This is a genomic window from Pseudomonas sp. Q1 (genome assembly GCF_009935975.1).
In the GTDB taxonomy this organism is placed as follows: domain Bacteria; phylum Pseudomonadota; class Gammaproteobacteria; order Pseudomonadales; family Pseudomonadaceae; genus Aquipseudomonas; species Aquipseudomonas palleroniana.
Genome location: NZ_QODI01000002.1, coordinates 106204 through 129923 on the forward strand (window position 1 = coordinate 106204; position 23720 = coordinate 129923).

The window sequence follows — 23720 nt, forward strand, 5'->3', positions numbered from 1 at the left end:
CGAGAGGGAGATGCCGATCGCAAATACGCTGACAGACAATGTAGCGTAATGAATTGCTTGCCTGATCAGCGAAACGTGCGCGGGCTCAGCTGTTGTTGTAGCCCATCCGGAGCACTTGATCAAAGCGTCCACCCCAGCCCCAAGGCCTTGTGCAATGAAGCAAAGTCCTTCAACAACTGCGCATCCCCCGAGATCCGGCTCTCCTGGGCCTGATACCGCGTGCGCTCTGCATCCAGCCAGTCCAGCGTGCTCGCAGTTCCCGCCCGATAACGCTGACGAGTCAGATCGGCCGCACGCACTGCCGAAGACTCCACATTGCGCAACAGCAGCACGTTCTGGCGTTGATGCCCATACCGCGCCAAGGCCACATCCGCATCGCGCAGCGCGCCCAACACCACGCTCTTGTACTGCGCGAGCGCTTCGTCACGTCCGGCTTCGGCACCTCTGACGCTGGCGCTGACGCGGCCGAAATCCAGAGCGTTCCAGGTGATGCGCGGCAGTATCAGCCAACTCCCGTTGTCTTTGCGCACCAAGTGCCCCGCATCACCGGCGGAGAAAGACAAGTCGCCCATCAGGCTCAGTTTGGGGAACCAGTCTGCGGTTTTCTCGCCGATTTGGGCGTAGCTCGACGCCAGTTTGCGTTCGGCCATGCGAATGTCGGGGCGGGCCTTCAACAGGGTGGCCGGGTCGGCGATGGGGACGGCGGCAGGGAGGGCGGGCAGGGCGCGGGTGGTGCTGAGTTGGCTGTCGAGTTCGCCAGGCTCCAGGCCGCAGAGCAGGTCGAGTTGGTCGAGGGATTCGGCGATGGACGCTTGCAGCGGCAGGCGCTGAGCTTGAGTGTTTTCGGCTTGGGTCAATACTTGCTCAAGCTGCAATTGAGAGGCCACGCCGCGGTCGCGGCGTTGCTGAGTAAGGTTCAAGGCCTGGTTTTCGATCTCGACACTCGCGTCTACCAGCGCCAGGCGTGCCTGCTGGTCGCGCAGGTCGGTATAGGCCTGGACGATCTCGGCCGCGAGTTGTACCTGGGCATCGGCCAACTGCGCCTGCGCCGAGTCAGCCTCTGCCTGTGCGGCTTCGACGGCGCGACGGGTGCCACCGAACAGGTCGGCCTCCCAACTGGCATCGAAGCCTGCAAGGTACAGGCTCAATGGGCCGCGACCGCCGCCACCAGTGCCGCCGAGCGCCGAGGTGTCGGGAGAGCGCAACCTGAGCATTGCCGCGTCGCCGGTGACCTTGGGCATTGCGTCGGCGCGGGCGCCGCTGAGGCTGGCGCGGGCCTGTTTTACGCGGGCTTGGGCGGTGGCGATGTCGGGGCTGTTTTGCAGGGCTTGTTCGATCAACCCGTTGAGTCGCGAATCGCCCAGTGTCCGCCACCATTGGGCGACGGCAGGTGCGTTTGACGCATGGTTGCCGGCATGGGGCAGACGCCCGGCCGCCAGGGTTTTTGGCGCAACGGTGGGGGCACCTGGATAGTCCGGGCCGACGGTGCAGGCAGACAGCAGGCCGACGGTGAGAAGCAGGGGAAAGCAGCGAGCAATCATCGGGGTACCGTGCGCTTTTTCAGGATGAATATCAGGGGCAGGCACGCCAGCATCGCGAGTCCCAGTACATAGAATGAATCGTTATAGGCCATCACCGAAGCCTGCCGGGCAATATCATTGGCCAACTGGGCCAGTGCCTGCAGCGGTGCGCTGGATGGATCGCCGGTTTGCGCCAGGTAGCTGGCGGTATGACTTGCCATGTCGGCCTGGGCCAATTGACTGTTGGCTTGGATGCCCTCACGCAGCATGTCGTCATGAAAGTGACTGCGTCGGTCCATCAGCACGCCGAGCAAGGCCAACCCGAGGGTGCCGCCCAAGTTGCGCGACATGTTGTAGAGCCCGGCGGCATCGCCGGCGTCGCGTGTGTCGACTGAGCGCATCGACAGTTGGCTGAGGGGCATCATCACTAGAATCTGCCCAAAGCCGCGTAACAGCTGTGACCAGACGAAATCGTGGCCGACGCTGTCAGCGGTGAGCGTGGTGTCCACAAAACAACTGGCCCAATACAGCAACAGACCAGCGCCGACCATCCAGCGCAAGTCGTAGCGACCGAGCATGCGCGGCAGTATGGGCATCAGCATAAATGCCGGAATCCCTGACAGCAGCATGATTGCGCCCGACTGCTGGGCGTTGTAGCCGGACAGAACGCCAAGGAACTGCGGCACCAGATACGCCGTGCCATAGAGCCCGGCCCCCACGGCGGTGGCGATCAACAGCACGCTGCCGAAACTTTTGTTAAGCACTAGTTGCAGGCGCAGGATCGGTTTACGCGACCTGAACTGCCCGATGGCAATCAGGAAGAAACCCACCGCCGTAGCGATGCTCAGCCAGGTGATCAACAACGAGTCGAACCAATGCTCGCGCTGGCCCTCCTCAAGCACCACGGTGAGTGAACTGAGGCCCATGGCCAGGCCCAGGATGCCCAGCCAGTCGGCGCTGATGAAGTGTTGCAGGTTCATGCGCTCGGTCGGCAGGCCGGTGATCAGCAGGGTGATCAACGCGATGCTGATGGGCAGGTTGAGAAAGAAGCACCAGCGCCAGTTGATGTTTTCCGTGAGCCAGCCGCCGATCACCGGGCCGAGCAAGGGGCCGAGGATCACGGTCATGCCGAACATCGTGGTGCCGATTGCCAATTGGTGCGGCGGTAGCCGCGTGCGCACGATGGTCTGCGCGGTGGGAATCATCGCACCACCGGCGAAGCCCTGGCCGATGCGCCCGGCGATCATCGCGCCGAGGCTCGCCGACAGGCCGCAGAACATTGAAAACGCGGTGAACATCAAAGCGGTGCCGATCAGGAACCGGCGCAGGCCGAATACTCGTGTCAGCCAGGCGGCGAGGGGGATCATGACGATTTCAGACATCAGGTAACCGGTAGCGATCCAGGTACCTTCGGTGCCGGTGGCCCCGATCTGTCCCTGAATCTGCGGTAATGCCGAGTTGGTGATCGATACGTCCAGCGTCGCCAGCAAGGCGCCCAACGCGCCAGCAGCGACGGCGATCCAGTCCGTCAGCGAGGCGTTGCGCGGTTTCTCGGTGGCTACCTCGGCGATCAGGGCGTCAGCCATGATTGGCGTCCGCGCCGTGGGTGCGGGTGTCTACTTCCACCGTTGCCGACAGGCCGGGCATCAGTGCGATGCGTACATCTTCCGGTATATCCAGGGCGATACGCACCGGCACACGCTGTACGATTTTGGTGAAGTTGCCGGTGGCATTCGACGGCGGTAACAACGCAAATTGTGCGCCGGTGCCAGGCGAGAGACTGTCGATATGCCCCTCCAGCTTACGACCCGGCAGTGCATCCACGTGCACGCTGACGCTTTGGCCTGGGCGCATGTCGCCGATTTGGGTTTCCTTGTAGTTGGCGGTGAGGTAGATCGCACTGATGGGCACCACTGTCAGCAAACGGGTGCCGGGTTGTACGTACTGGCCGACGCGCACGCCACGATCGGCCACCCGGCCATCCAGAGGGCTGCGGATCACCGCGTCATCCACATCCAACTGGCTCTGCGCCTCGCTGGCCTTGGCCACGCCAAGTTGTGCCTGGGCCTGTTTGAGTTGGGCTTGCAGGGTGCCGTAACGCGTTTCGCTGGAGCGCAATGCGGCCTGTTTGGCGGCCACGGTGCTGCGCGCCTGCGCCAGTTGGTTATTGAGTTGGGCCAGACGCTCCTGCGGCTCGGCGCCGGAGCGGGCCAACGGGGCGTAGCGCGCTACTTCAGTCTGCGCGTGGCGGGCGTCGGCCTGGGCACCTTGCAACTGGGCGCGGGCTTCGGCGATGGTCGAGTCCTGCTGCACCAGGTCGGCCTGGGCCTTGGCGTAGTCGGCCTGACGCGCGGTTCGTCGCTGACCGCCTGATACTTGCGTGCGTCCAGGCGGACCAGCACGTCGCCGCGCTTGATGTTCTGGTTGTCGCTCACCAGGACTTGCGCGACATAGCCGCTGATCTTGGGGGCTACGCTGATACTGTCGGCCTGCAAATAAGCATCGTCGGTGGTCTCGATAAATCGCCCGGAAAGCCACCACCACGCGGCCCAGCCCAGGCCGACCAGCAACGCGAGGGTCGCGATGCTCAGGAGGATGCGTCGGGCCTTGCCACGCTGGCCATTGACGGTGTCATCAGGAATGACCTGAGGAGAGGGAGGTGCGGCAGACATTGAGGTCACTCCAGATTTATATCAGCTGGAATAAATTCTATTCTTCGCGAATTTTTGTCAACTGGTATATTTTGCTCCGGTAGAGAAAAGGAACGGCACATGGCACGACATAAACCCGCCGCTGAGGGTGGCTATCAGCGTGGTGAAGAAACTCGCGCACGTATCATCGAGGCGGCGATCGTGGTGTTTGGCGAGCGTGGCTACGACCGCGCCTCCACCCGCGACATCGCCACGGCAGCCGGCGTCAACGCCCCGGCGATCCAGTACTATTTCGATGGCAAGGAGGGGGTGTACCTGGAGTGCGTCGAGCATTTGATTACGTTGCTCTGGGGCAAAATGGGCCCCTGCGTGGACGCCGCAGAGTGCGCGCTGGGCGATGCGAAGGCTCAAGACAGCACCTTGATCGAAGTGTCGCTGGGCATCCTGGCGACCGTGGTCTCGACGATCCAGGACAGCCCCCAGGCCACGGCCTGGCGCGCCTTTCTCGATCGGCATCAGGCGGGTCTATGCCCTGAAAGCGCGACCATGGCGTTTGAAGATCGCTTCAAGGCGCGTATTGGCCGGGTCATCCGCCAACTGATCGCGCGCCTGGCCGGTTTTCCCGTGGAAGATGAACGCACGGTGATTCACTCCATGGCGCTGTTCACCCAAGGGCTGGCATTTCGGGTACAGAAACCCAAGCTGCTCGAGGCGCTGAAGTGGACGCAAGTGAATCAGAAGGAGATGGAACTGGTGCGGGATGTGGTGTTGATGCAGGCGCGGTTTACGTTGGAGGGGTTGGTCAGGCAGCGTGATTTCTCATCCAGTTCCGTTCCATAGCGTTGAGGCCGGTGATCTTTTGCGGTGTGGCCGTACGGTACCGAAAAACCTGATTCTCTCGAGAGAACCTAAGTGTATTCCTCGCTCCGTTCTTAGCTGTACGGGGCGTTCCGTTCGAGAACCCTTTACTGTCGCAGACATAACAACCGCCAGGATGCCGCGCCATGTTCATGTCTACCAGCCTGCTGTCTGCCTTCGTGCTGTTCGCTTTCGTGTCCTCGATCACCCCGGGCCCCAACAACACCATGTTGCTGGCGTCGGGGGTGAACTTCGGGTTTCGCCGTTCGATGCCCCATGCCTTGGGGATCAGCATCGGCTTCATGGTGCTGGTGATTTCGGTCGGGCTGGGCCTGGGCGAGGTGTTCAAGCTGTTTCCGTGGGCCTACACGGTGTTGCGCTATATGGGCGCGACCTACTTGCTGTATCTGGCGTGGAAGATTGCGACTTCCGCGGGGATGTCCGACAGCAGTGATGAGCAGGGCAAGCCCATGACGTTCCTGGCGGCAGCGGCGTTTCAATGGGTCAACCCCAAGGCATGGATCATGGCGTTGGGCGCGATCACCACCTATACGCCGGCCGAGGGTTATATCACCAACGTGCTGGTGATCGCCCTGGTGTTTGCCGTGGTCAACTTGCCCAGCGTGTGTGTCTGGGTGGGCTGTGGCAGCGGCTTGCGCAATGTGTTGCGCGAGCCGCGATGGTTGCGGTTGTTCAACGGGTTGATGGCTGCGCTGCTGGTGGTGTCGTTGTATCCGATGCTCGCGGGCAGTTGATCGGCTTTAAACCGGGGATATGGTCGCCAGCATGCCGATACCGATGGTCAGCACCAGAAAGCCGAACAGGAAAAGTGCCATCTTGGTCATAACGCCTCCGAAGGGAAGGGGATGGCAGGAACCTGCCTGCCATGCTCGACAAGGGTGTCGGGAGTGAGGCTATTGTCCGCTCGGGGCCGATTTCGATACAGCGGCAGATGCGAAAGAAAAAACCGTATCAGATCACTCTGGGTGTGCAGCGGCGCGGGCTTGCAAAGGGGCCGTGTTTATAAAGATCAGCCCTGCATTCCACGTTTTCGCCGCTTTGACGCACCAATCCTCTAAGATGTCGCCCACAGCACTCAACAATAACAGTGGGCCGACCCTCGATGGAAAGACGCCAGTTCAGCGGTGGTATGAAAGGCAAGAACCTGCGCTACCTCAATGACTCTCCCCAACAGCCGTCGTCGCTCAAGCGCGTCGGCTTTTTGTTGCTTGAACATTTCTCCCTGCCCGCATTCACCCAGGCCCTCGATACGCTGATCACCGCCAACCTGTTGCGGCCCGAGCTGTTTACGACGCGTACTTTCGGCTTCAGCGATGCCGAGGTGATCAGCGACCTGGGCCTGGTGATCCGCCCCGATGCGCCCCTGCACGCGGCGGTATTGCAGGAGCTGGATCTATTGGTGGTGTGTGGTGGTTTTCGCACCGAACTCAAGGCGGGCGATGAGTTGATACAACTGCTGCGTACCGCCGACGAACTCGGTATCGGCCTCGCCGGCCTGTGGAATGGCGCCTGGTTCCTCGGGCGGGCCGGCCTGCTGGACGGGTACCGCTGCGCCATTCACCCGGAACATCGCCCGGCACTGGCGGAGGTGTCCAAGGCCGCCCAGGTCACCAGCGAGCCCTACGTGATCGACCGCGACCGCCTGACGGCTTCCAGCCCATCGGGAGCCTTCCATATGGCGCTCGACTGGATCAAGGAGCTGCATGGCAAGGCGCTGGTCGAAGGGATCGAAGACATCCTGGCCTTTGAAGAGTCGCGTTATCGCCGGATCAAACCCACCGAGAACGTCTGCGTCAGCGCGCCGTTGCGCGAGGTGGTGAAACTGATGGACGCCAACCTGGAAGAACCCCTCGAACTCGACCAACTGGCCGTGTACGCCGGCCGTTCGCGGCGTCAGCTGGAGCGTTTGTTCAAGGAGCAGTTGGGCACCACGCCGCAACGCTATTACATGGAATTGCGCGTGACCGAGGCGCGGCGGTTGCTGCAGCACACCGAGTTGTCCCAAGTCGATGTGCTGGTTGCGTGCGGGTTTGTGTCGCCGAGCCATTTCAGCAAGTGCTACAGCGCCTACTTCGGCTATCGGCCGTCGAAAGAGAAGCGACTGGTCAAGTAACCCGCGCCAACGCCGCTCAGTGTGGGAGATGTCGAGCTTTAGCGAGGCTTCGATAGGGGCGGCACAATCGATAGAGACGTCACCTGACACACCGCCTTAGCAGCCTCGCTGAAGCTCGACTTTTAGAAACGCTCCAACCGATAGGCTCCCTGAGCCGGTAACCCAGGGTTCAGTGGTTCAGGTTTGAGCAGTTGCACGACCATTTCCGCCGTAACGGCCGCCTGCGTCAGCCCCAGATGCTGATGGCCGAACGCAAGCAGCACCTTGCCATCAGCGACGCGATCAATGATCGGCAAAGAGTCGGGCAAAGACGGCCGAAAGCCCATCCAGGGCGTGGCGTCTTGCGTACTCAGGTCCTGGCGAAACAAGCCCTGGCTCAAGCGATGCAATTGCCAGGCGCGCTGCATATTCGGCGGGCGCAGCAGCCCGGCGAATTCCACCGTGCCTGCCAGGCGCAAGCCGCCGAGCATGGGCGTCATGATGAACTTGCGCTCAAAGGAGGTGACGGCGAACGGCAGGCGGTCTTGTTCATGAGGCAGCATCAGGTGATAGCCGCGCTCGGTGTCCAGCGGGACTTTTTTACCGGTCAGCGCAGCGGTGAGCCGGGCCGAATGCGCACCGCAGGCAATCAGTACCTGGCGCGCCGTCAGCGCGCCCTGGTCCGTCATCAACGAGACGCCATCGGCCTCGACACGCCCATCCACGACGCTCTGCTTGAGAAATTGCACACCCTGGGCCTTGGCGGCCTTGACCAGCTCGCCGACCACGTGAAAAGGGTCGAGAAAGTGGCCGGTGCCTGGAAAAAACAGCGCACCCTGGATGCTATCGCTCAATTGCGGCGCCGCCTGGCGCACCGCATCGCCTGACCAGACCGCCACCGCCACGTTTTGCTGCTGCATGCGCTCGCGCAACGCCTCAATGGCCGCATGCGACTCGGCGCGTTCATACACCAGCAACGAGCCGTCTGCACGCAGCAGTTGCGCTTGTTCAATCGACTGCAGCAAGCGCTGCCAGGCCCCGAGGCTGGCCTCATTGAGCGCACGGATGCCCGCCACCGTTTGCCGGTAGCGGGCCGGGCGCAGGTTCAGCAGCAGGCGCGCAAACCAGGGCAGGGCGCGCGGCAGGTATTTCCAGTCCAGGCGCAAGGGGCCCATGGGGTCCATCAGCATGGCCGGCAGGCGTTTGAGGATAGAACTATCGGCAATCGGGAACACCTGCTCGGTCGCCAGGTGCCCGGCATTGCCATAGGAGGCGCCCATGCCCGGGGCCTGCGGGTCGACGACTACCACGCGGTGGCCCTGACGCGCCAATTGCAGGGCACAGGCGACGCCGATAATGCCGGCGCCGACGACCGCGATATCGGCCGTGTTGGAAGCGCCCATGGCTACACCTCTCTCCGGCCGTTGAGCAAGCGCCGCAGCTGCAGCGGATTGGCCTGCTCAAGTGCGTGGGGCAGCAGGCTGTCCGGGAAGTCCTGATAACACACCGGGCGCAGGAAACGCAGGATCGCCGCCGTCCCCACCGAGGTACTGCGGGCGTCGGAGGTCGCCGGGAACGGGCCACCGTGGACCATGGCGTCGCAGACTTCCACGCCGGTCGGCCAGCCGTTGACCAGCAGGCGCCCGGCTTTGCGTTCAAGCACCGGCAGCAAGGCGCTGGCGCTGGCCAGGTCGGCTGCCTCCAGATGCAGGGTGGCGGTGAGCTGGCCTTCCAGATGCTCGCACACCTGGCGCACTTGCACATCGTCGGCACACACCACCAGCAGGGCGCTGGCCCCGAAGATCTCCGCTTGCAGGTGCTGGTTGGCGAGCAACGCGTCGGCCTGGGTGATGAACAGATGCGCCTGGCCCTGGTTCGGACCGGTGGCCGGCAACCCCTGGGCGACGACCTGTGCATGTTCCGCCAGTGCACTCACACCGGTGGCATAGGCATTGAAAATGCCGGGCGTGAGCATGGTCTGCGCCGTGCAGCCTTGCAGTCGCTCGCTCGCGGCACCGATGAAGCGATCCAGCGCCTCGCCTGCGCGGGCAATCAACAGACCGGGGTTGGTACAAAACTGCCCGGCCCCCTGGGTCAACGACGCCACAAAGCCCTCAGCCAACGCGGATGCGCGGGCTTGCAGCGCTGCGGGGAACAACAACACCGGGTTGATCGAGCTCATCTCGGCATACACCGGGATGGGTTCGGGCCGCGCCTGCGCCGCCTGGGTCAAGGCCAGACCGCCGCTGCGCGAGCCGGTAAACCCGACGGCCTTGATCCGTGCGTCGGTCACCAGCGCGATTCCCACTTCACGGCCCGAACCGTACAGCAGGGAGAACACGCCCGGCGGCAGACCGCAGGCACTCACCGCCCGGGCCACTGCGCGCCCGACCAGCTCGCTGGTGCCTGGGTGCGCGCCGTGGGCCTTGACGATCACCGGGCATCCCGCCGCCAGCGCCGACGCGGTGTCACCGCCGGCCACGGAAAAGGCCAGCGGGAAATTACTCGCACCGAAGACCGCTACCGGTCCGAGCGGCACCTGGCGTTGGCGCAGGTCCGCACGCGGCAGCGGTTGTCGCGCAGGCTCAGCGGTATCCACGCGTACGTCCAGCCATTCACCCGCACGCACGGTGCGCGCGAAGGTGCGCAATTGCCCGCAGGTACGGCCGCGCTCACCCTGGATGCGCTGGGGCGGCAGGCCGGTTTCGGCCACGGCGCGTTCGATCAGTTCATCGCCGAGCGCCTCGATGTGCTCGGCAATGCTTTCGAGAAAACTCGCGCGAACCTCCAGTGAGGTTTCACGAAAGGTGTCGAACGCCGCCCAGGCCAGGGCACAGGCGCGTTCGACGTGCTCGCCACTGCCGCCGTGATAGGCGGGCTCCAGCGGCCTGTTGGTGGCGGGGTTGATGGCCCGGATCGCTTCGCGATTGCCGTAAACGGCGTGCTGTCCGATCAGCATACTACCCGTCAGAGTCATGGAGTCGTCCTGCAAAAAAGGAAGGGGCCGCCGTGACCGTCACGGCGGCGCGAAAGGCTCAGGCGACGTTCTGTTCAGCCGACCAGTTGGCGTACCACTGGCGGAACAGGGCGTACTGGTTTTCGGCATAACGGCGTTGAGCGTCACTGAGTACGTCGGTTTCATTGAAGTGCAGGGCGTATTGCCGCTCGCCGTTGAGGACCATCAGGTGCTTGTAATACAGCACCAGGTCACAGCCTTCATCGAACGACGACAACACGCCCAGCGCCGCTTCCAGCTCACGGGCCAGGCGTCGAGCCTTGGCGTCGCCCTTGGCGGCTTGTTTGCTCAGTGCGACCAGTTGCAGCACTTCCCGAGGCAGCGCGTTGCCGATGCCGGTGATGGCGCCGGTGGCGTTGCAGTTGACGAAACCGTGGACCACTTGGGTGTCGACACCCACCATCAGGGTCACGTCATCGTCTTTGGAGGTGATGTTTTCCGCCGCATAACGCAGGTCCGCGCCACCGCCGAATTCCTTGAAGCCGATCAGGTTCGGGTGTTCGCGGCGCAGTTCGAAGAACAGGTCGGCGCGGGTGGCGAAACCGTAGTAAGGGCTGTTGTAGATCACCGCCGGCAGGTTCGGCGCCGCCTTGAGGATCGCCGCAAAGTGGGCCTTTTGCGCAGTGGCACTGGCACCACGCGACAGCACCCGGGGAATCACCATCAAACCGTGGGCGCCGACCTTGGCCGCATGGGCTGCGTGGGCCACCGCTTCACGGCTGTTCACTGCGCCGGTGCCGACAATCGTCGGTACCCCGGCCGCTACCAGGCGTGCCACACCTTCCTGGCGTTCGGCTTCGGTGAGCAACGGCCAGTCGCCCATCGAGCCGCAATACACCACGGCGCTCATGCCGATATCGACCAGTTCGCGGCCTTTGGCAACCAGCGCATCGAAGTCCGGTTTGCGTTCTGGGGTGCACGGGGTCATCAGGGCGGGGATGCAACCGGTGAAGATATTGTCGCTCATTGTTTTAGCTCCGTTCAGTTGAAGAGGCGGGGGGCTCAGATGCCCCAGGCAAAAGGGTCCTGTGCGTCGATCAGCAAGGTGCTGTCGGCGGTCATATAGGCGCGGCCGGTAATGAAGGGGCGTACGTGTTCGCCGTCCCACTCATAGCGGCCTTCGAATTGGCTGCCGGTGATGCTGGCTTGCACCCAGGTTTCACCCTCGGCGAGTTTTCCATCAGCGGCCAGGCACGCGAGTTTGGCGCTGGTGCCGGTGCCGCAAGGCGAGCGGTCGTAAGCGCCGCCGGGGCACATGACGAAGTTGCGGCTGTCGGCCTGGGCGTCATCGGCGAACAGCTCGATATGGTCGATCACGGCACCGTCTGCGCCAGAAATGCCCTGGGTGCGCAGCGCCTTGAGCAGCGTCCGGGTGTAGTCACTCAGGACGTCGACGTTATCCATCTGCAACGTCTGGCCGTGGTCCGACACCAGGAAAAACCAGTTGCCGCCCCAGGCGATATCGCCCTGCACCACGCCATGCCCAGGCACCTGCACCGACACGGCTTGGCGATAACGATAGGCCGGCACGTTGCGCAGGGTCACGGCACCGTCGGCGTGCAGCGTGGCGGCGACCGGGCCGACTGGCGTGTCGATGTGGTGGACGCCGGGTGCGATATCACCCAGGTGGTACAGCGAGGCCACCAGGCCGATGGTGCCGTGGCCGCACATGCCGAGGTAGCCGGCGTTATTGAAGAAGATCACCCCGCAGGTCGCGCCGGGTGTGATCGGCGCGCAGTACAGCGCGCCGACCAGCACATCATTGCCACGCGGTTCGAGCAGGCAGGCGCGGCGCCATTGGTCGTGATGGGTGCGCAGATAGTCGAGTTTTTCGGCGAGGGTATCGCCGACCAGTTCAGGAAAGCCGTCCATGACCAGGCGTGTGGGTTCGCCGCCGGTGTGGGAGTCGATAACGTGCAACCGTTTCATAAAACGCTCCATCAAGGGGTAGCCGGGGACAGGGGGGCGCTGTAGTGCGTGGCGCTCACGGCTTCGCTTTCGTCGTCTTCGTTTTCCAGGCGCACGAGGTGCGCAGGCACGCCGGTGGCGGCGCCCCAGTAATAAATCCCCAGGGCACAGGCCGCGACGACCAGCGTGTCGAATGGATGACTGAGCACGCCGATACCACCGAAACTGCCGAGCTTGGAGAGCAGGATGGTCACCGCGTAGAAACCGATCAGCCAGGCCGACGAGCGCACTTGCTGCTGCAGGTTCAGGTGCGCGGTCGGCACCCACCGGGCACACAGCAGGTACACCGCAAACATCAGGATTTGCAGGCCGAGCAGCCAGGACACGGTGCTCCAGCCGGACCAGTACACGATCAGTGCGGCAATGATGAACGACAGCGGGCCGAGCACCGCCATGCCCTTGACGCGGAACGGGCGCAGCATGTGCGGCGCATTGCGGCGCAGCGCGGCGACGGTCACCGGGGCTACCGCGTAACTGAGGATCAGGGCGGCGGAGACCACATTGATCAGCGCTTCCCAGGAGGGGAACGGCAGGGTCCAGAACACCGACAAGCCAAAGGTCAGCCACAGCGCCGGGCGCGGGATGCCGGATTTTTCATCGATGCGGGTGAAGACCTTGAAGAAGGTGCCGGTCTGCGCCCAGCCGTACACCACACGCGGCGTGGCATTCATGTAGATATTGCCGCAGCCGCTGGGGGAGATCACCGCGTCGGCCACCACCAGGTACGCCAGCCAACCCACACCCAGCGCCAGGGCGATGTCGCGATACGGCAGGGCGAGTTCCTTGCTGATTCCGGCCCAGCCGTTGGCGAGCATTTGCGTCGGCACACCCCCGAGGAAGGCGGTTTGCAGCAACACGTAGATTGCGGTGGACAGCAACACCGAAAGGATCAGTGCAATCGGAATCGTGCGTTGCGGGTTCTTCACTTCACTGGCCACCGAGATGATCGGCGTGAGGCCCAGGTACGCAAAAATCACACCGCCGGCCGACACGGCCATTTCAATTCCCGAAAGACCAAAGGGTGCGAAGCCATGCACCTGGAAATTCTCCGGCTTGAAGAAGGTGAACAGCACGCCGATTACCAGCAGCGGCACGATGAACTTGAACACGCTCACCAGGTTATTGGCGATGGCGAAGGTTTTCACGCTGCGGTAGTTGAGGATGAAAAACAGGCACAGCAGGGCAAACTGCACCAGCCAACCGAGGGTGGTCGGGTCGCTGGAACCGGCTTGGGTCAGCTCGGGAAACCAGGCCGCCGCATATTGGCGCGAGGCAACCACTTCAATCGCCACCAGGCTGGAAAACGCGATCAGCGTGATAAAACCCATCAGGTAGCCGAGCAGTGGGCCGTGGGAATACACCGGGTAGCGCACCACACCCCCGGCTCGGGGCAGAGCGGCGCCGAGTTCGCAGTACACAATGCCCAACAGCAGCACCGCGAAGCCACCCAGCAACCAGGAGAAAATCCCTGCGGGGCCGGCGATTGCAGACACGTGGCTGGCCGCAAACAACCAGCCCGAACCGAAGATGGCGCCCAGCCCGATAAAGGTGAGGTCCATCAGTGAAAGTTGTTTCTTGAACTTGCCTTGAGCAGACATGGCGGCGCCTTCTTGTGAGTTATTGGATAGGCATGCAGTGGCGCTATCCTGAACGCATCAAGGGGGGCGGCGATTGATGTTTTACGCGGATGTGAATGACGAATTCGGCACAATTTGCCGCGCTCGACAGGCGTGCGAACATGGCGCAATCTGCTCGGCGTCAAAGCCCAAACGAGCGGTTGAAATCATGATGCAGAGCGCGTTTACGGCCCTTCTCCAGGGGGCACGCCCACACAGCATCGAGCAGCTACTGGCGGGTATGGCGCAGCTGTTGCCGATGCTGGACGTGATCCCCAATGCCGCGATTTTCATCAAGGATGTCGACGCCCGTTACCTACTCGCCAACCACACGCTGGTGCAACGTTGCGGCCTCAAACAGCTGCAGCCGCTGTTGGGCAAGACCAGCGCCGAAGTGTTTCCGGCGCAGTTGGGGCCGGGTTACACCGAGCAGGATCGGCGCGTGCTGGAGCAAGGGTATGTGCTGGAGGATCAGCTTGAACTGCACCTGTATGGCACTCGCGAGCCGGGCTGGTGCCTGACCCATAAATGGCCCTTGTATAACCACGAAAACCAGATCATCGGCTTGGCGGGCATTTCGGTAGACCTGCAGTCGGCCAGCGAAAAACATCCGGCCTATCAGCGGCTCGCGGCTGTGGACGAGTATATCCGGCACAACTTCAATCGACGTGTCACCCTCGGTGAGTTGACGCGCATTGCCGGCATTTCTGTGGCGCAGCTCGAGCGTTATTGCAAGCGTGTCTTCCACCTCACGCCGCGCCAGATGATCCAGAAGGTGCGCTTGGAGAACGCCCATCGGCTGCTGCATACCGAACTGCCGATCACCGATGTGGCATTGCAGTGCGGCTATACCGACCACAGTGCGTTTACCCGGCAGTTCAAGGCGTCGACCGGGTTCACCCCGCGCCAATATCGGCAGTTGGAATAGTTAGCGCCAACGCAATGCAACGAATGACCGCCGTTGACCCTCCTATGCTTACCAATACCCTTTCACCACACAGGTATCAGGCTTATGACGGCGGTAGACAACGATCATGTGAACTGGCTAGTTGAGCAATCGATGCTGCACGCGGCACGCCAGCGGGCCAAGCTGTATTCCGGGCAGGGGCGCTTGTGGCAGCAGCCCTACGCGCAGACCCGGCCCCGTGATGCGTCAGCGTTGTCGTCTGTGTGGTTTACCGCGTACCCGGCGTCTATCGTGACCCGTGAAGGCGGCACGGTGCTGGAGGCGTTGGGGGATGAAAGCCTGTGGCACGCGCTGTCCAAGATCGGTATTCAGGGGATTCACAACGGCCCGCTGAAAAAATCCGGCGGGCTTTCCGGTACCCGGCATACGCCGACCATCGACGGCAATTTCGACCGCATCAGCTTTGAAATCGACCCGGAGCTGGGCACCGACGCGCAGTTGCAAGCGTTGACGCGCATGGCCGCAGCGCACAACGCGGTGGTCATCGATGACGTCATCCCCTCGCACACCGGCAAAGGCGCGGATTTTCGCCTGGCCGAGATGGCCTACGAAGACTATCCCGGCCTTTACCACATGGTGGAAATCCGCGAGGAAGACTGGCCGTTGCTGCCGGACGTCGCCCCGGGCCGCGATGCGCAGAACCTCAGCCCGACCCAGGTCGACGCCTTGCGCGACAAGCATTACATCGTCGGCCAGCTGCAACGGGTGATCTTCTTCGAACCGGGAGTCAAGGAAACCGACTGGAGCGCAACGCCCGTGGTGCAAGGCGTGGACGGCAAGCCGCGGCGCTGGGTGTACTTGCATTACTTCAAGGAGGGGCAGCCTTCGCTCAACTGGCTGGACCCTTCGTTCGCCGCGCAACAAATGATCATCGGTGACGCCTTGCATGCCATCGATGTGATGGGCTCCAAGATCCTGCGCCTGGACGCCAATGGCTTCCTGGGTGTGGAGCGCAAGCTTGATGGCACGGCCTGGTCGGAAAGCCACCCGCTGGCCGTCACCGGCAACCAGTTGTTGGGCGGGGCGATCCGCAAGGCGGGCGGCTTCAGCTTCCAGGAGTTGAACCTGACCGTGGACGATATCGCCGCCATGTCCCACGGCGGCGCGGACCTTTCCTATGACTTCATCACCCGGCCGGCCTACCAGCATGCCTTGCTGGTGGGTGACACGGAGTTTTTGCGCTTGATGCTGCGCGAGATGCACAGCCAGGGCATCGACCCCGGTTCGTTGATCCACGCGCTACAGAACCACGATGAACTGACCCTGGAGCTGGTGCATTTCTGGACCCTGCACGCCCATGACACTTATCTCTTTCAAGGCCAGACCTTCCCCGGCAATATCCTGCGCGAACATATCCGCGAGCAGATGTACGAACGCCTGGCCGGCGAACAGGCGCCGTATAACCTCAAGTTCGTGACCAACGGGGTGTCCTGCACTACGGCGAGCATCATCACGGCCGCCCTGGGTATTCGTGATCTGGAGGCGATCACCGCTGCCGATATCCGGCAGATCCGCCAGATACATCTGCTGCTGGCGATGTACAACGCGATGCAACCTGGGGTGTTCGCCTTGTCCGGCTGGGACCTGGTGGGCGCGTTGCCGTTGGCGGCGCAGGACGTGGCGCACCTGATGGCCGATGGCGACACACGCTGGATTCATCGCGGGGCCTACGACCTGGTGGACCTGAACCCGCAGGCCGAGCTGTCGGCGGGGCAAATGCCGCGCGCGCGAACCTTGTACGGCAATCTCAATGAACAGTTGCAGGACCCCGAATCGTTTGCCTCGCAACTGCAAAAGATCCTCGCGGTGCGCCGCGCCTATGACATTGCGGCCAGCCGTCAGATCCTGGTGCCGGACGTGGAGCATCCGGGCTTGCTGGTCATGGTTCACGAGTTGCCGGCGGGCAAGGGCACCCAGATCACAGCGCTCAACTTCGGCGCCACGCCGATTACCGAAACCTTGCACCTGCCGGATATCGCGCCAGGGCCGGTGGTCGACATCATCAACGAACGGGTTGAGGGCGACCTGACCGCCGAGGGGGAATTCACCCTCACGCTGGATGCCTATGAAGGCCTGGCGCTGCGGGTGATCAGCCATTCTCCGATGCTTTGAGTGCCGTCAGAAACGCGCTGTGTTTGAGGGTTTGGGAAAACATCGGTAGCGTGAAGTGCTCGGCCGCGTGCTGTTGTTCATCGCTGAATGTGGCCGTGCAGTCGGTGAGGGTGATCACGTCGTAGCCTTTTTCGTAACCCGATCGAACCGTGCCTTCGACGCAGCAATTGGTCAGGAACCCCGCGACCACCAGGTTCTGGATGCCGTTGTTACGCAGCACCAGGTCCAGGCCGGTGCTGGCGAACGCGTCCAGCCCACGCTTGCCTTCGACCAGGATGTCGGCAGGGTCGCGGCTCAGGGCGTCGCTGATCTCGGCGCCCCAACTCCCGGCCCGGAAGGCGCCGGCGTCGACGACACCTTTGAGAATCCCGTAGGCGCGCAAGGTCAGCTCAGGGTAGCCGACGGCAAACTGGATCGGCATATGGATGATGGTCACGCCGAGCTTGCGCGCCTGCTCAATGGTGGTGGCAGTGTTGGCCAGCATGTTGGAGGTTTGCATCACGTCTTTCACGGCGTCGTGGAACACGCCACCGGACGTGGTGAAGTCGTTCTGGAATTCGATCAAGACGATTGCTGTTTTGTGGGCCTGCATGGTGTTTCTCCTGATGCTGGAATAGGTGTGTGCGCTTAATCGTAGGCGATAGGCGTCGTCACTGCTGCGTCACGAGATGGCAACAGGGGACTGTCAAAGTGCCGCATCGGCACTCGGATGTGCTTTTTCCAGGATTGAATCATGCGCGGTTCCCTCAGCCTGTTATTGGGCCTGTTTGTGTTGTTGCCCACGCTCGTCCTCGCTGATGCCGTCAGCTTCACTACCCACGCAGTCCAATTTTCCAACGCCGGTATTACGCTCTCCGGCACGGCTTTACTGCCCGAGCATCCGGTTGTCGGTGTGGTGCTGGTGCACGGTTCCGGTCAGGAAAAGCGCATGATGAATTTCGCGACGCTACTGGCGGGTCATGGCATTGCGGTACTGACCTATGACAAGCGCGGCGTCGGGCAATCGGAAGGTGTCTATGTCGGGCCGGAGGTGGGCACTAATAATCTCGATGCGGCCAACCTGCAAACCTTGGCTGGTGATGCGAACGCAGCGGTCGCGGCCTTATCAACCCAGGTTGCGGCCACTGCGCTGCCGATTGGGCTGGTGGGGTTCAGCCAGGCCGGCTGGATCATCCCCATCGCTACCGAGCACAACCATGCCGTGAGCTTCATGGTGCTGTTCAGCGGGCCGCTGCTGACAACGCGTGAGCAGTTGCGCTTTCAGTTTCTGACCCAGGGCAAGGCGGATTTCTGGACCCAGTACAGTGAAGCGCAGGTGCGCAAACATATTGCGCAAGACCCTGACCGCTATCAATTTGCCGACACTGATCCTCGTAATTCGCTGGCCAAGGTTGCGATTCCGGGCCTCTGGTTGCTGGGCGGCAAGGATCTGCAAACCCCGGCTTTTTTAGCGGTGGAACGGTTGGACGCAATGAAGGCCAAGGGCAAACCGTTCGAATATCGACTGTATCCCGAGTTGGGTCACAACGTATCGCCGGGTGGCGCAGGCCCATCCGTCGACGATGCGCTGCAATGGCTCAAGGGCATGAAGGCTTCACATTGAGCGCATTCATTTGGCATCGTGGAAAATAATCCCGAGGGTTCTGCGCTCGCCGCCATGCAGACGGCTGACCCCGTGGCGGACACTCACGCGGCAAAATCCTCGGGTTGAGCGCGCCGGTCGGCTGTTCACTGCGAAAATCAACGCCTGGCCCTGTTCAAGCGCGATGGCCTCGGCCTGGCCGGGCTGGTTGGCGCGGGTCTGGGTGAGGACGAACTCGCCCCCGTCGAAATCCAGCCCCGGTTGATCCAGCAGAAACACGACCTGAAAAGGAAACACCTGCTCGCCATACAGGTCCTGGTGCAGGCAGGTGTAGTCATTTACCCGATAGCGCAGCATCAGCGGCGTAGGCCTGCATTGGCCCGCCTGATGACAAACGGCTTTGAAGGCGCTGTGGGTTTCGGGAAACCGTTGGCCAACGTTCAATGCCGAGTGCCAGCGGTTGGCGATGGGCGCCAGGTGGCTGTACAGCCGAGTTCGCAGGTCTTCGACGATGGGGGGCAGGGGATAACGAAAGTACTGGTATTCACCTCGCCCGAAGGCATGACGCTCCATGACGACGCGGCTGCGAAAGTGCTCGCTGTTCGAGTAGAGCGCCGCCAGCTCCAGACAGGTCTGGCGATTGAGCAAAGGTGGCAGTCGCGCAAACCCGTGGGTCATCAGTGCGGCTTCGATTATCTGCCAATCCAGCTCTTCCAGGCTGGCCCCAGGGGCACCCGGGCTATCGAGCATTAGCTCATTTTGACGATTCATTGTGTTTCCATCGCTGATATTCGGCGGGCATGCAGATGGCGCAAGGGCGATAGCCGGCAGCGATTGCGCCGGGCTCGTCAAGGAAAAATACGCGGTTTTTCACATAGCCCCCGCGTGCGATCGCTTGCAGCGCCGCTCGGCAATCGAGCGTGCCGTAACGTTTGCCCGTTCGGTGGCCGCCCAGCGTGCCCGGTTGAGTGCTGGGGCAGGCTTGGCCTGCTCGGCCCAATAGCATCCAGACACGCTCGTTATCCATGGACTCGCTCCGATGTGCCGTGAAAGTTCAGGAAAAACCCAACCCGTTCGCCGCTTCGAACCCGGCTGATAGCGCGTTTCATCGTGACGCGGTAGTAGCCCTTGCGGCCTTTGAAGGGCCGGTGCGCCGTGGTGATGATTGCGAGATCACCCAGCCGCAGGGGCACCACCATCGGGCGTGACTGCATCCTCGGCCGCTGTTCGATCAGCACCAACTCGCCGCCGGTGAAGTCCTGGCCTGGAGAGGACAGCAGGGCGGTCAACTGAAACGCAAACCCCCTTTCGTCATCGATGGCCTGCCCAAGCGGCAGAGACTCGCCTTCACGCAACCACATCAGCGGCGAGGAGGGTTGCCGCTGATCGGTTGAGCGTTGGAGCGGGAAGCCGTAGGGCCTCCCGGCGATCAGGTTCCATTGGTTTGCGATCTGTGCCAGCGGCGCATAAAACTCCTGCCTGAGGCTGTTCAGCAGTGCCGGGAGCTGTTCCCGCGCCCTGTTGGGTGGGCCCAGGAAACCCGGCAGCACGGCGAAGCCTTGCTGGTCGAGCTCCACGCGGATACTTTGCCAATCCAGGGTGTCGATTCGGTTCATGCGGGCTTCCTTCGTTCGACGGCCATTACCGGTGTCGCGGCCGTAAACACAGCGTAGGGAACCCGTTGAGAGGCTGAAACTCCGGTTCTTGCGGTGGAACTTCAAGCGCTGTTTAATCAAGCGCACCTGTGCCCCACGTGGGCACGTTCAGATTCCGGGAGAGCATGGATGCAATCGCTGCCTGTCGCTGCGTCAATCGTTGGGGATTCACTTGAGCTGCGTCCACTGGCGCCCGGGGATTTTGACGCGCTATATAACGTCGCATCCGACCCTTTGATCTGGGCACAGCACCCCAGCCCTACGCGTTATCAGGAAACGGTCTTTCGCGAATGGTTCAAGGAAGCCCTGACGTCGAACAGCGTGTTGGTGGTGATCGACCGTTCAAGCGGCAAGGTCGTGGGCAGTTCGCGCTATTACGAATTCAGCGAGAAGACCCGTGAGGTTGCTATCGGCTACACCTTTCTGGCCCGAGAAAAGTGGGGCGGCGGGGCGAACGCAGAACTCAAGCGCCTGATGCTCGAGCATGCCTTCCAGTGGGTCGACACGGTCTGGTTTCACATCGCGGCGCAAAATATCCGTTCGCAACGGGCCATGGAGAAAATCGGCGGGAAGTTCTCCCACTCGTCGATCAAAGAGCTGGCCGTCGGTACGCAGGAAAACTTCTTTTACAAGGTCGAACGCGCCACGTTCGCGCGTCGGCACTCGGTGAGCGATACCTGAACTCAGGCCGGTTTTTTCTGCTCAGCCAGCGCCAGTACCTGGCCGCGGAAAACGCTGACGATCGGGCGCAGGTCCACCTTGTGCCAGGCGGCCCAGAGCCTGACGCAGGGCCTGAACCAATCCAGCTCGCGCAGCACCACCGTCGGGCCTGCGCTGGTGGCCAGGCTGCTTTGCACCATGGCCAGGCCAAGTCCGGCGGACACCAGCCCGAGCACGCTCAAGGGGTCGGTCGCCTCCAGCGACAGCCGTGGGACGAAGCCGGCATCGGCGCACCGGGCGATGAAGTCGTCGCGTTTATTGATCGAGTCGGGTTGGCTGCCGGTGATGATCCATTCCTGTTCATGCAGGTCGGCGGGGGTGAGTTCGAGCTTGGCCGCCAGCGGGTGTTCGGTCGGGATCGCCAGCAGCATGGGGTCGTTCAGCACAGGGCGGGCGAGCAGGTCGGGGTCGTTGTCCGGCGGGGGCTCGCAGACCAGCGCGATGTCCAGGCTGCGTTGGCGCAGACCTTCAAATTGCTCGCGTGGGGTCATGTTGTAGAGGGCAATATGGATCTGTGGGCGCTCGGCGCGGATCGCCCGCACCGCGCCTGGCAACACGCCGGCATGGATAGCGTGGTTGACGTAGCCGATGCACAGGCCGCCTTCCTCGCCACGCCCCAGGCGCTTGCCCAGGGACTCCAGGCGCTCGGCGTGCTTGAGCAGGCCGCGGGCCTCGGACAGGAAGGTGCGCCCGTCAGCGGTGAGGAACAGCCGCTGGTTACGCCGTTCGAACAAGGCCAGGCCCAGATGATCTTCAAGCTGGGCGATCTGCCGGCTCAGAGGCGATTGGGAAATGTGCAGTTGTTCCGCTGCGCGGCCGACGTTTTCGCATTCCGCGACGGCGACGAAGTAGCGCAGCTGACGTAGATCTTGCATGGTAGCTCCTGGTAATTGCTTTACCTTTTTATCGAGGTGTTGCGTTGATGAACCTCGATAGCAGCCATCGTATGCTGCTGTTATAAAGACCGTCCAGGTCATAATTCGACAGACTTGAGACCTTTCGTGCATCCCTATCTTCGCTCAACCGGCTCAAGCTTGATCTCGATCAGGTGACCGCCCCGGTTCTCCCTCTACCCTGGCGTCTCCATCAAAGGCCAGGGAAGGCTGAATGAATGCCACTGGCCGCGCATTCTCAAGGAAGAGTCCGTCATGCGATCAATGAAGATCATATTGTTGTCATCGGCGTTCAACGGTTTGACCCAGCGCGCCTGGTTGGACCTGCGCCAATCAGGTTACGACCCCAGCGTGGTGTTGTTTACGGATGAGGCCACGGTGTGCCGACAAATCGAGGCATCGGCGGCCGATCTGGTGATCTGTCCGTTTCTCAAGGACCGCGTACCGGAGCAACTGTGGAGCAACCCGGATCGCCCGATTGTGATCATTCATCCGGGCATCGTCGGTGACCGTGGCGCCAGCGCGCTGGACTGGGCTATCACCCAGCAGGTCGGCCGCTGGGGCGTCACGGCGTTGCAGGCGGTCGAAGAAATGGATGCGGGGCCGGTCTGGTCGACGTTTGAATTCGACATGCCCGCCGATGTGCGCAAATCCGAGTTGTACAATGGTACGGTGAGTGACGCGGCAATCTATTGCATTCGCGACGTGGTGGAAAAATTTGCCGGCGGTTTCGTCCCCACGCCGCTCGATTACACGCAACCTAGCGTCGTCGGGCGTTTGCAGCCGAATATGAAGCAGATCGACCGCTCCTTCAGCTGGCATGACTGCGCACGGTTCATCAAGCGCAGCATCGACGCCGCCGACGGGCAGCCGGGTGTGTTGGCGAGTCTCGCGGGTGGGCAGTATTACCTGTACGACGCACACCTGGACGCGCGTTGCGGCCTGCCGGGAGAGATCCTGGCGGTTCAGGACGACGCGGTGCTGGTGGCCGCCGGTGATCGGAGCGTGTGGATCGGTTCGCTCAAACGCAAGGCCCAGCCAGGGGAGGAAACCTTCAAGCTGCCGGCACGCCAGGTGCTGGCTGGCCTGTTGAGGGATGTTCCGGTGCTGGACGGTTCAATCGCCAGCCAAGGAGCTGATGAGTCGGCCTATCAACCGATTCGTTATCGCGAGTTCGGCCACGTTGGCGAACTGACCTTCGAGTTCTACAACGGCGCCATGAGCACCGAACAATGCGTGCGGCTGGTGGCTGCGCTGCGTTGGGCCAAGGCGCGGGACACCCAGGTGCTGTTGATCAAGGGCGGGCGCGGGAGCTTTTCCAACGGTGTGCATCTCAACGTCATCCAGGCTGCGCCCGTACCGGGGCTGGAGGCCTGGGCCAATATCCAGGCGATCGACGATGTGTGCCAGGAGTTGCTGACGGCCCGCCAATTGGTGGTCAGTGGCCTGACCGGCAGCGCAGGGGCGGGCGGCGTGATGCTGGCGCTGGCGGCCGACATCGTGTTCGCCCGTGCAGGTGTCGTGTTGAACCCGCATTACAAGACCATGGGCCTCTACGGCTCCGAGTACTGGACCTACAGCCTGCCTCGCGCCGTCGGCAGTGAGCTTGCCTACAAACTTACCGAAGAGTGCCTGCCGATCAGCGCCGTGCAGGCACGGCAGTGGGGGATGGTCCAGGACATCGGCCCACGTTGCCCGCAGGAGTTCGGCCGCTGGTTGGCGCAAGAAGCGCAACGTACGGTGACTGATGGAAAGTACGCAGCGCATCGCGCACGCAAAGCCGATAAGGACTTCGCACAGATTGAGCGTTGCCGTGACCACGAACTTGCCCAGATGCAGTTGGACATGGTGCACAACCGCCAGCAGTTTGCCGAGAAGTGCCGCAACTTTGTGTTCAAGCGCAAGAGCTGCCAGACACCGCAGCGTTTGATTGCAGCATGGGCGGTGTCGCGTGAGAGCGTGTTGGTCGCCTGACGGCGCCGTTGTGCTCGGCATCGTGTCGCGAGGTCGTAGGCTCAAGCACTCTGAAAAAGGGAATTTGGGTGGGAC

General features: G+C 62.4%; 20 protein-coding genes and 1 pseudogene. 8 read left to right on the top strand and 13 right to left on the bottom strand.

Annotation, left to right across the window (positions count from 1 at the left end; genetic code table 11):
• Positions 1-119 precede the first annotated feature (119 nt).
• The 3 genes and pseudogenes from DK870_RS03300 to DK870_RS29930 all read right to left on the bottom strand — a co-directional run bounded on the left by DK870_RS03300 (position 120) and on the right by DK870_RS29930 (position 4192).
• Positions 120-1541: an efflux transporter outer membrane subunit gene (locus tag DK870_RS03300; RefSeq protein ID WP_161547906.1), complete on the bottom strand. Its 1422-nt coding sequence runs from the start codon at positions 1539-1541 to the stop codon at positions 120-122.
• Positions 1538-3106: a DHA2 family efflux MFS transporter permease subunit gene (locus tag DK870_RS03305; protein WP_161547907.1), complete on the bottom strand. Its 1569-nt coding sequence runs from the start codon at positions 3104-3106 to the stop codon at positions 1538-1540. The genes DK870_RS03300 and DK870_RS03305 overlap by 4 nt, the downstream gene beginning before the upstream one ends.
• A pseudogene (locus DK870_RS29930) lies at positions 3099-4192 on the bottom strand (HlyD family secretion protein). The gene DK870_RS03305 and the pseudogene DK870_RS29930 overlap by 8 nt, the downstream one beginning before the upstream one ends.
• Positions 4193-4291: 99 nt before the next feature.
• Between DK870_RS29930 and DK870_RS03315 the strand changes: the two are divergent.
• From DK870_RS03315 to DK870_RS03325, 3 genes are all read left to right on the top strand, one after another.
• Positions 4292-5011 (top strand): CerR family C-terminal domain-containing protein, encoded by a 720-nt coding sequence (locus DK870_RS03315; protein WP_060752739.1) that lies wholly within the window; start codon positions 4292-4294, stop codon positions 5009-5011.
• A gap of 164 nt (positions 5012-5175) precedes the next feature.
• Complete coding sequence (locus DK870_RS03320; RefSeq protein ID WP_060752740.1) at positions 5176-5784, top strand: LysE family translocator; 609 nt, start codon at positions 5176-5178, stop codon at positions 5782-5784.
• Between the two features lie 395 nt (positions 5785-6179).
• Positions 6180-7163, top strand: a complete 984-nt coding sequence (locus tag DK870_RS03325) for a GlxA family transcriptional regulator (RefSeq protein ID WP_060752741.1) — start codon at positions 6180-6182, stop codon at positions 7161-7163.
• 122 nt (positions 7164-7285) lie between these two features.
• Here the strand turns inward: DK870_RS03325 and DK870_RS03330 are convergent, their stop codons facing one another.
• From DK870_RS03330 to DK870_RS03350, 5 genes are read right to left on the bottom strand one after another with little or no spacing between them, the layout of a single operon-like run.
• A complete protein-coding gene (locus DK870_RS03330; RefSeq protein ID WP_161547908.1) occupies positions 7286-8545 on the bottom strand; it encodes an FAD-binding oxidoreductase in 1260 nt (419 codons plus the stop codon).
• Positions 8546-8547: 2 nt separating this feature from the next.
• Positions 8548-10119, bottom strand: a complete 1572-nt coding sequence (locus DK870_RS03335) for an aldehyde dehydrogenase (NADP(+)) (RefSeq protein ID WP_161547909.1) — start codon at positions 10117-10119, stop codon at positions 8548-8550.
• 58 nt (positions 10120-10177) lie between these two features.
• Entirely contained in the window at positions 10178-11125 is a 948-nt protein-coding gene (locus DK870_RS03340; RefSeq protein WP_060752744.1) for a dihydrodipicolinate synthase family protein, read from the bottom strand.
• Between the two features lie 35 nt (positions 11126-11160).
• Positions 11161-12087, bottom strand: coding sequence for a 4-hydroxyproline epimerase (locus tag DK870_RS03345; RefSeq protein WP_161547910.1), 927 nt, complete (start codon positions 12085-12087; stop codon positions 11161-11163).
• An 11-nt stretch (positions 12088-12098) separates the two neighbouring features.
• Positions 12099-13724 (bottom strand): APC family permease, encoded by a 1626-nt coding sequence (locus DK870_RS03350; RefSeq protein WP_161547911.1) that lies wholly within the window; start codon positions 13722-13724, stop codon positions 12099-12101.
• 187 nt (positions 13725-13911) lie between these two features.
• Here DK870_RS03350 and DK870_RS03355 point away from each other — a divergent pair, with 187 nt between their 5' ends.
• Positions 13912-14670 carry an AraC family transcriptional regulator gene (locus DK870_RS03355; protein ID WP_161547912.1) on the top strand — a complete coding sequence of 253 codons (759 nt, stop codon included), beginning with the start codon at positions 13912-13914 and terminating at the stop codon, positions 14668-14670.
• A gap of 84 nt (positions 14671-14754) precedes the next feature.
• Positions 14755-16821 (top strand): maltose alpha-D-glucosyltransferase, encoded by a 2067-nt coding sequence (gene treS, locus DK870_RS03360; protein WP_161547913.1) that lies wholly within the window; start codon positions 14755-14757, stop codon positions 16819-16821.
• Here treS and DK870_RS03365 read toward each other — a convergent pair.
• On the bottom strand, positions 16799-17413 hold the full coding sequence (locus DK870_RS03365) for a cysteine hydrolase (protein ID WP_161547914.1): 615 nt from the start codon (positions 17411-17413) through the stop codon (positions 16799-16801). The two genes, treS and DK870_RS03365, sit on opposite strands and share 23 nt — an antisense overlap.
• Before the next feature lie 141 nt (positions 17414-17554).
• Here DK870_RS03365 and DK870_RS03370 point away from each other — a divergent pair, with 141 nt between their 5' ends.
• Positions 17555-18424 (top strand): S9 family peptidase, encoded by an 870-nt coding sequence (locus DK870_RS03370; protein ID WP_161547915.1) that lies wholly within the window; start codon positions 17555-17557, stop codon positions 18422-18424.
• A 6-nt stretch (positions 18425-18430) separates the two neighbouring features.
• On the opposite strand, the gene DK870_RS03375 is transcribed toward DK870_RS03370, so the two are convergent.
• Genes DK870_RS03375 through DK870_RS03385 form a run of 3 tightly spaced genes read right to left on the bottom strand, consistent with a single transcriptional unit; the run spans position 18431 to position 20019 of the window.
• On the bottom strand, positions 18431-19174 hold the full coding sequence (locus DK870_RS03375) for a 2OG-Fe(II) oxygenase (RefSeq protein WP_372241638.1): 744 nt from the start codon (positions 19172-19174) through the stop codon (positions 18431-18433).
• Positions 19158-19430 (bottom strand): Ada metal-binding domain-containing protein, encoded by a 273-nt coding sequence (locus DK870_RS03380; RefSeq protein ID WP_161547916.1) that lies wholly within the window; start codon positions 19428-19430, stop codon positions 19158-19160. Before DK870_RS03380 ends, DK870_RS03375 begins: the two co-directional genes overlap by 17 nt.
• Positions 19423-20019 carry a 2OG-Fe(II) oxygenase gene (locus tag DK870_RS03385; RefSeq protein WP_161547917.1) on the bottom strand — a complete coding sequence of 199 codons (597 nt, stop codon included), beginning with the start codon at positions 20017-20019 and terminating at the stop codon, positions 19423-19425. The genes DK870_RS03380 and DK870_RS03385 overlap by 8 nt, the downstream gene beginning before the upstream one ends.
• A gap of 168 nt (positions 20020-20187) precedes the next feature.
• Here DK870_RS03385 and DK870_RS03390 point away from each other — a divergent pair, with 168 nt between their 5' ends.
• Entirely contained in the window at positions 20188-20739 is a 552-nt protein-coding gene (locus DK870_RS03390) for a GNAT family N-acetyltransferase (RefSeq protein ID WP_161547918.1), read from the top strand.
• A gap of 2 nt (positions 20740-20741) precedes the next feature.
• Here DK870_RS03390 and DK870_RS03395 read toward each other — a convergent pair whose 3' ends face one another.
• Complete coding sequence (locus tag DK870_RS03395; protein WP_104993875.1) at positions 20742-21653, bottom strand: LysR family transcriptional regulator; 912 nt, start codon at positions 21651-21653, stop codon at positions 20742-20744.
• Between the two features lie 273 nt (positions 21654-21926).
• Here DK870_RS03395 and DK870_RS03400 point away from each other — a divergent pair, with 273 nt between their 5' ends.
• Positions 21927-23645 carry a hydrogenase maturation protein gene (locus DK870_RS03400; RefSeq protein ID WP_161547919.1) on the top strand — a complete coding sequence of 573 codons (1719 nt, stop codon included), beginning with the start codon at positions 21927-21929 and terminating at the stop codon, positions 23643-23645.
• The last annotated feature ends 75 nt before the right edge of the window (positions 23646-23720 follow it).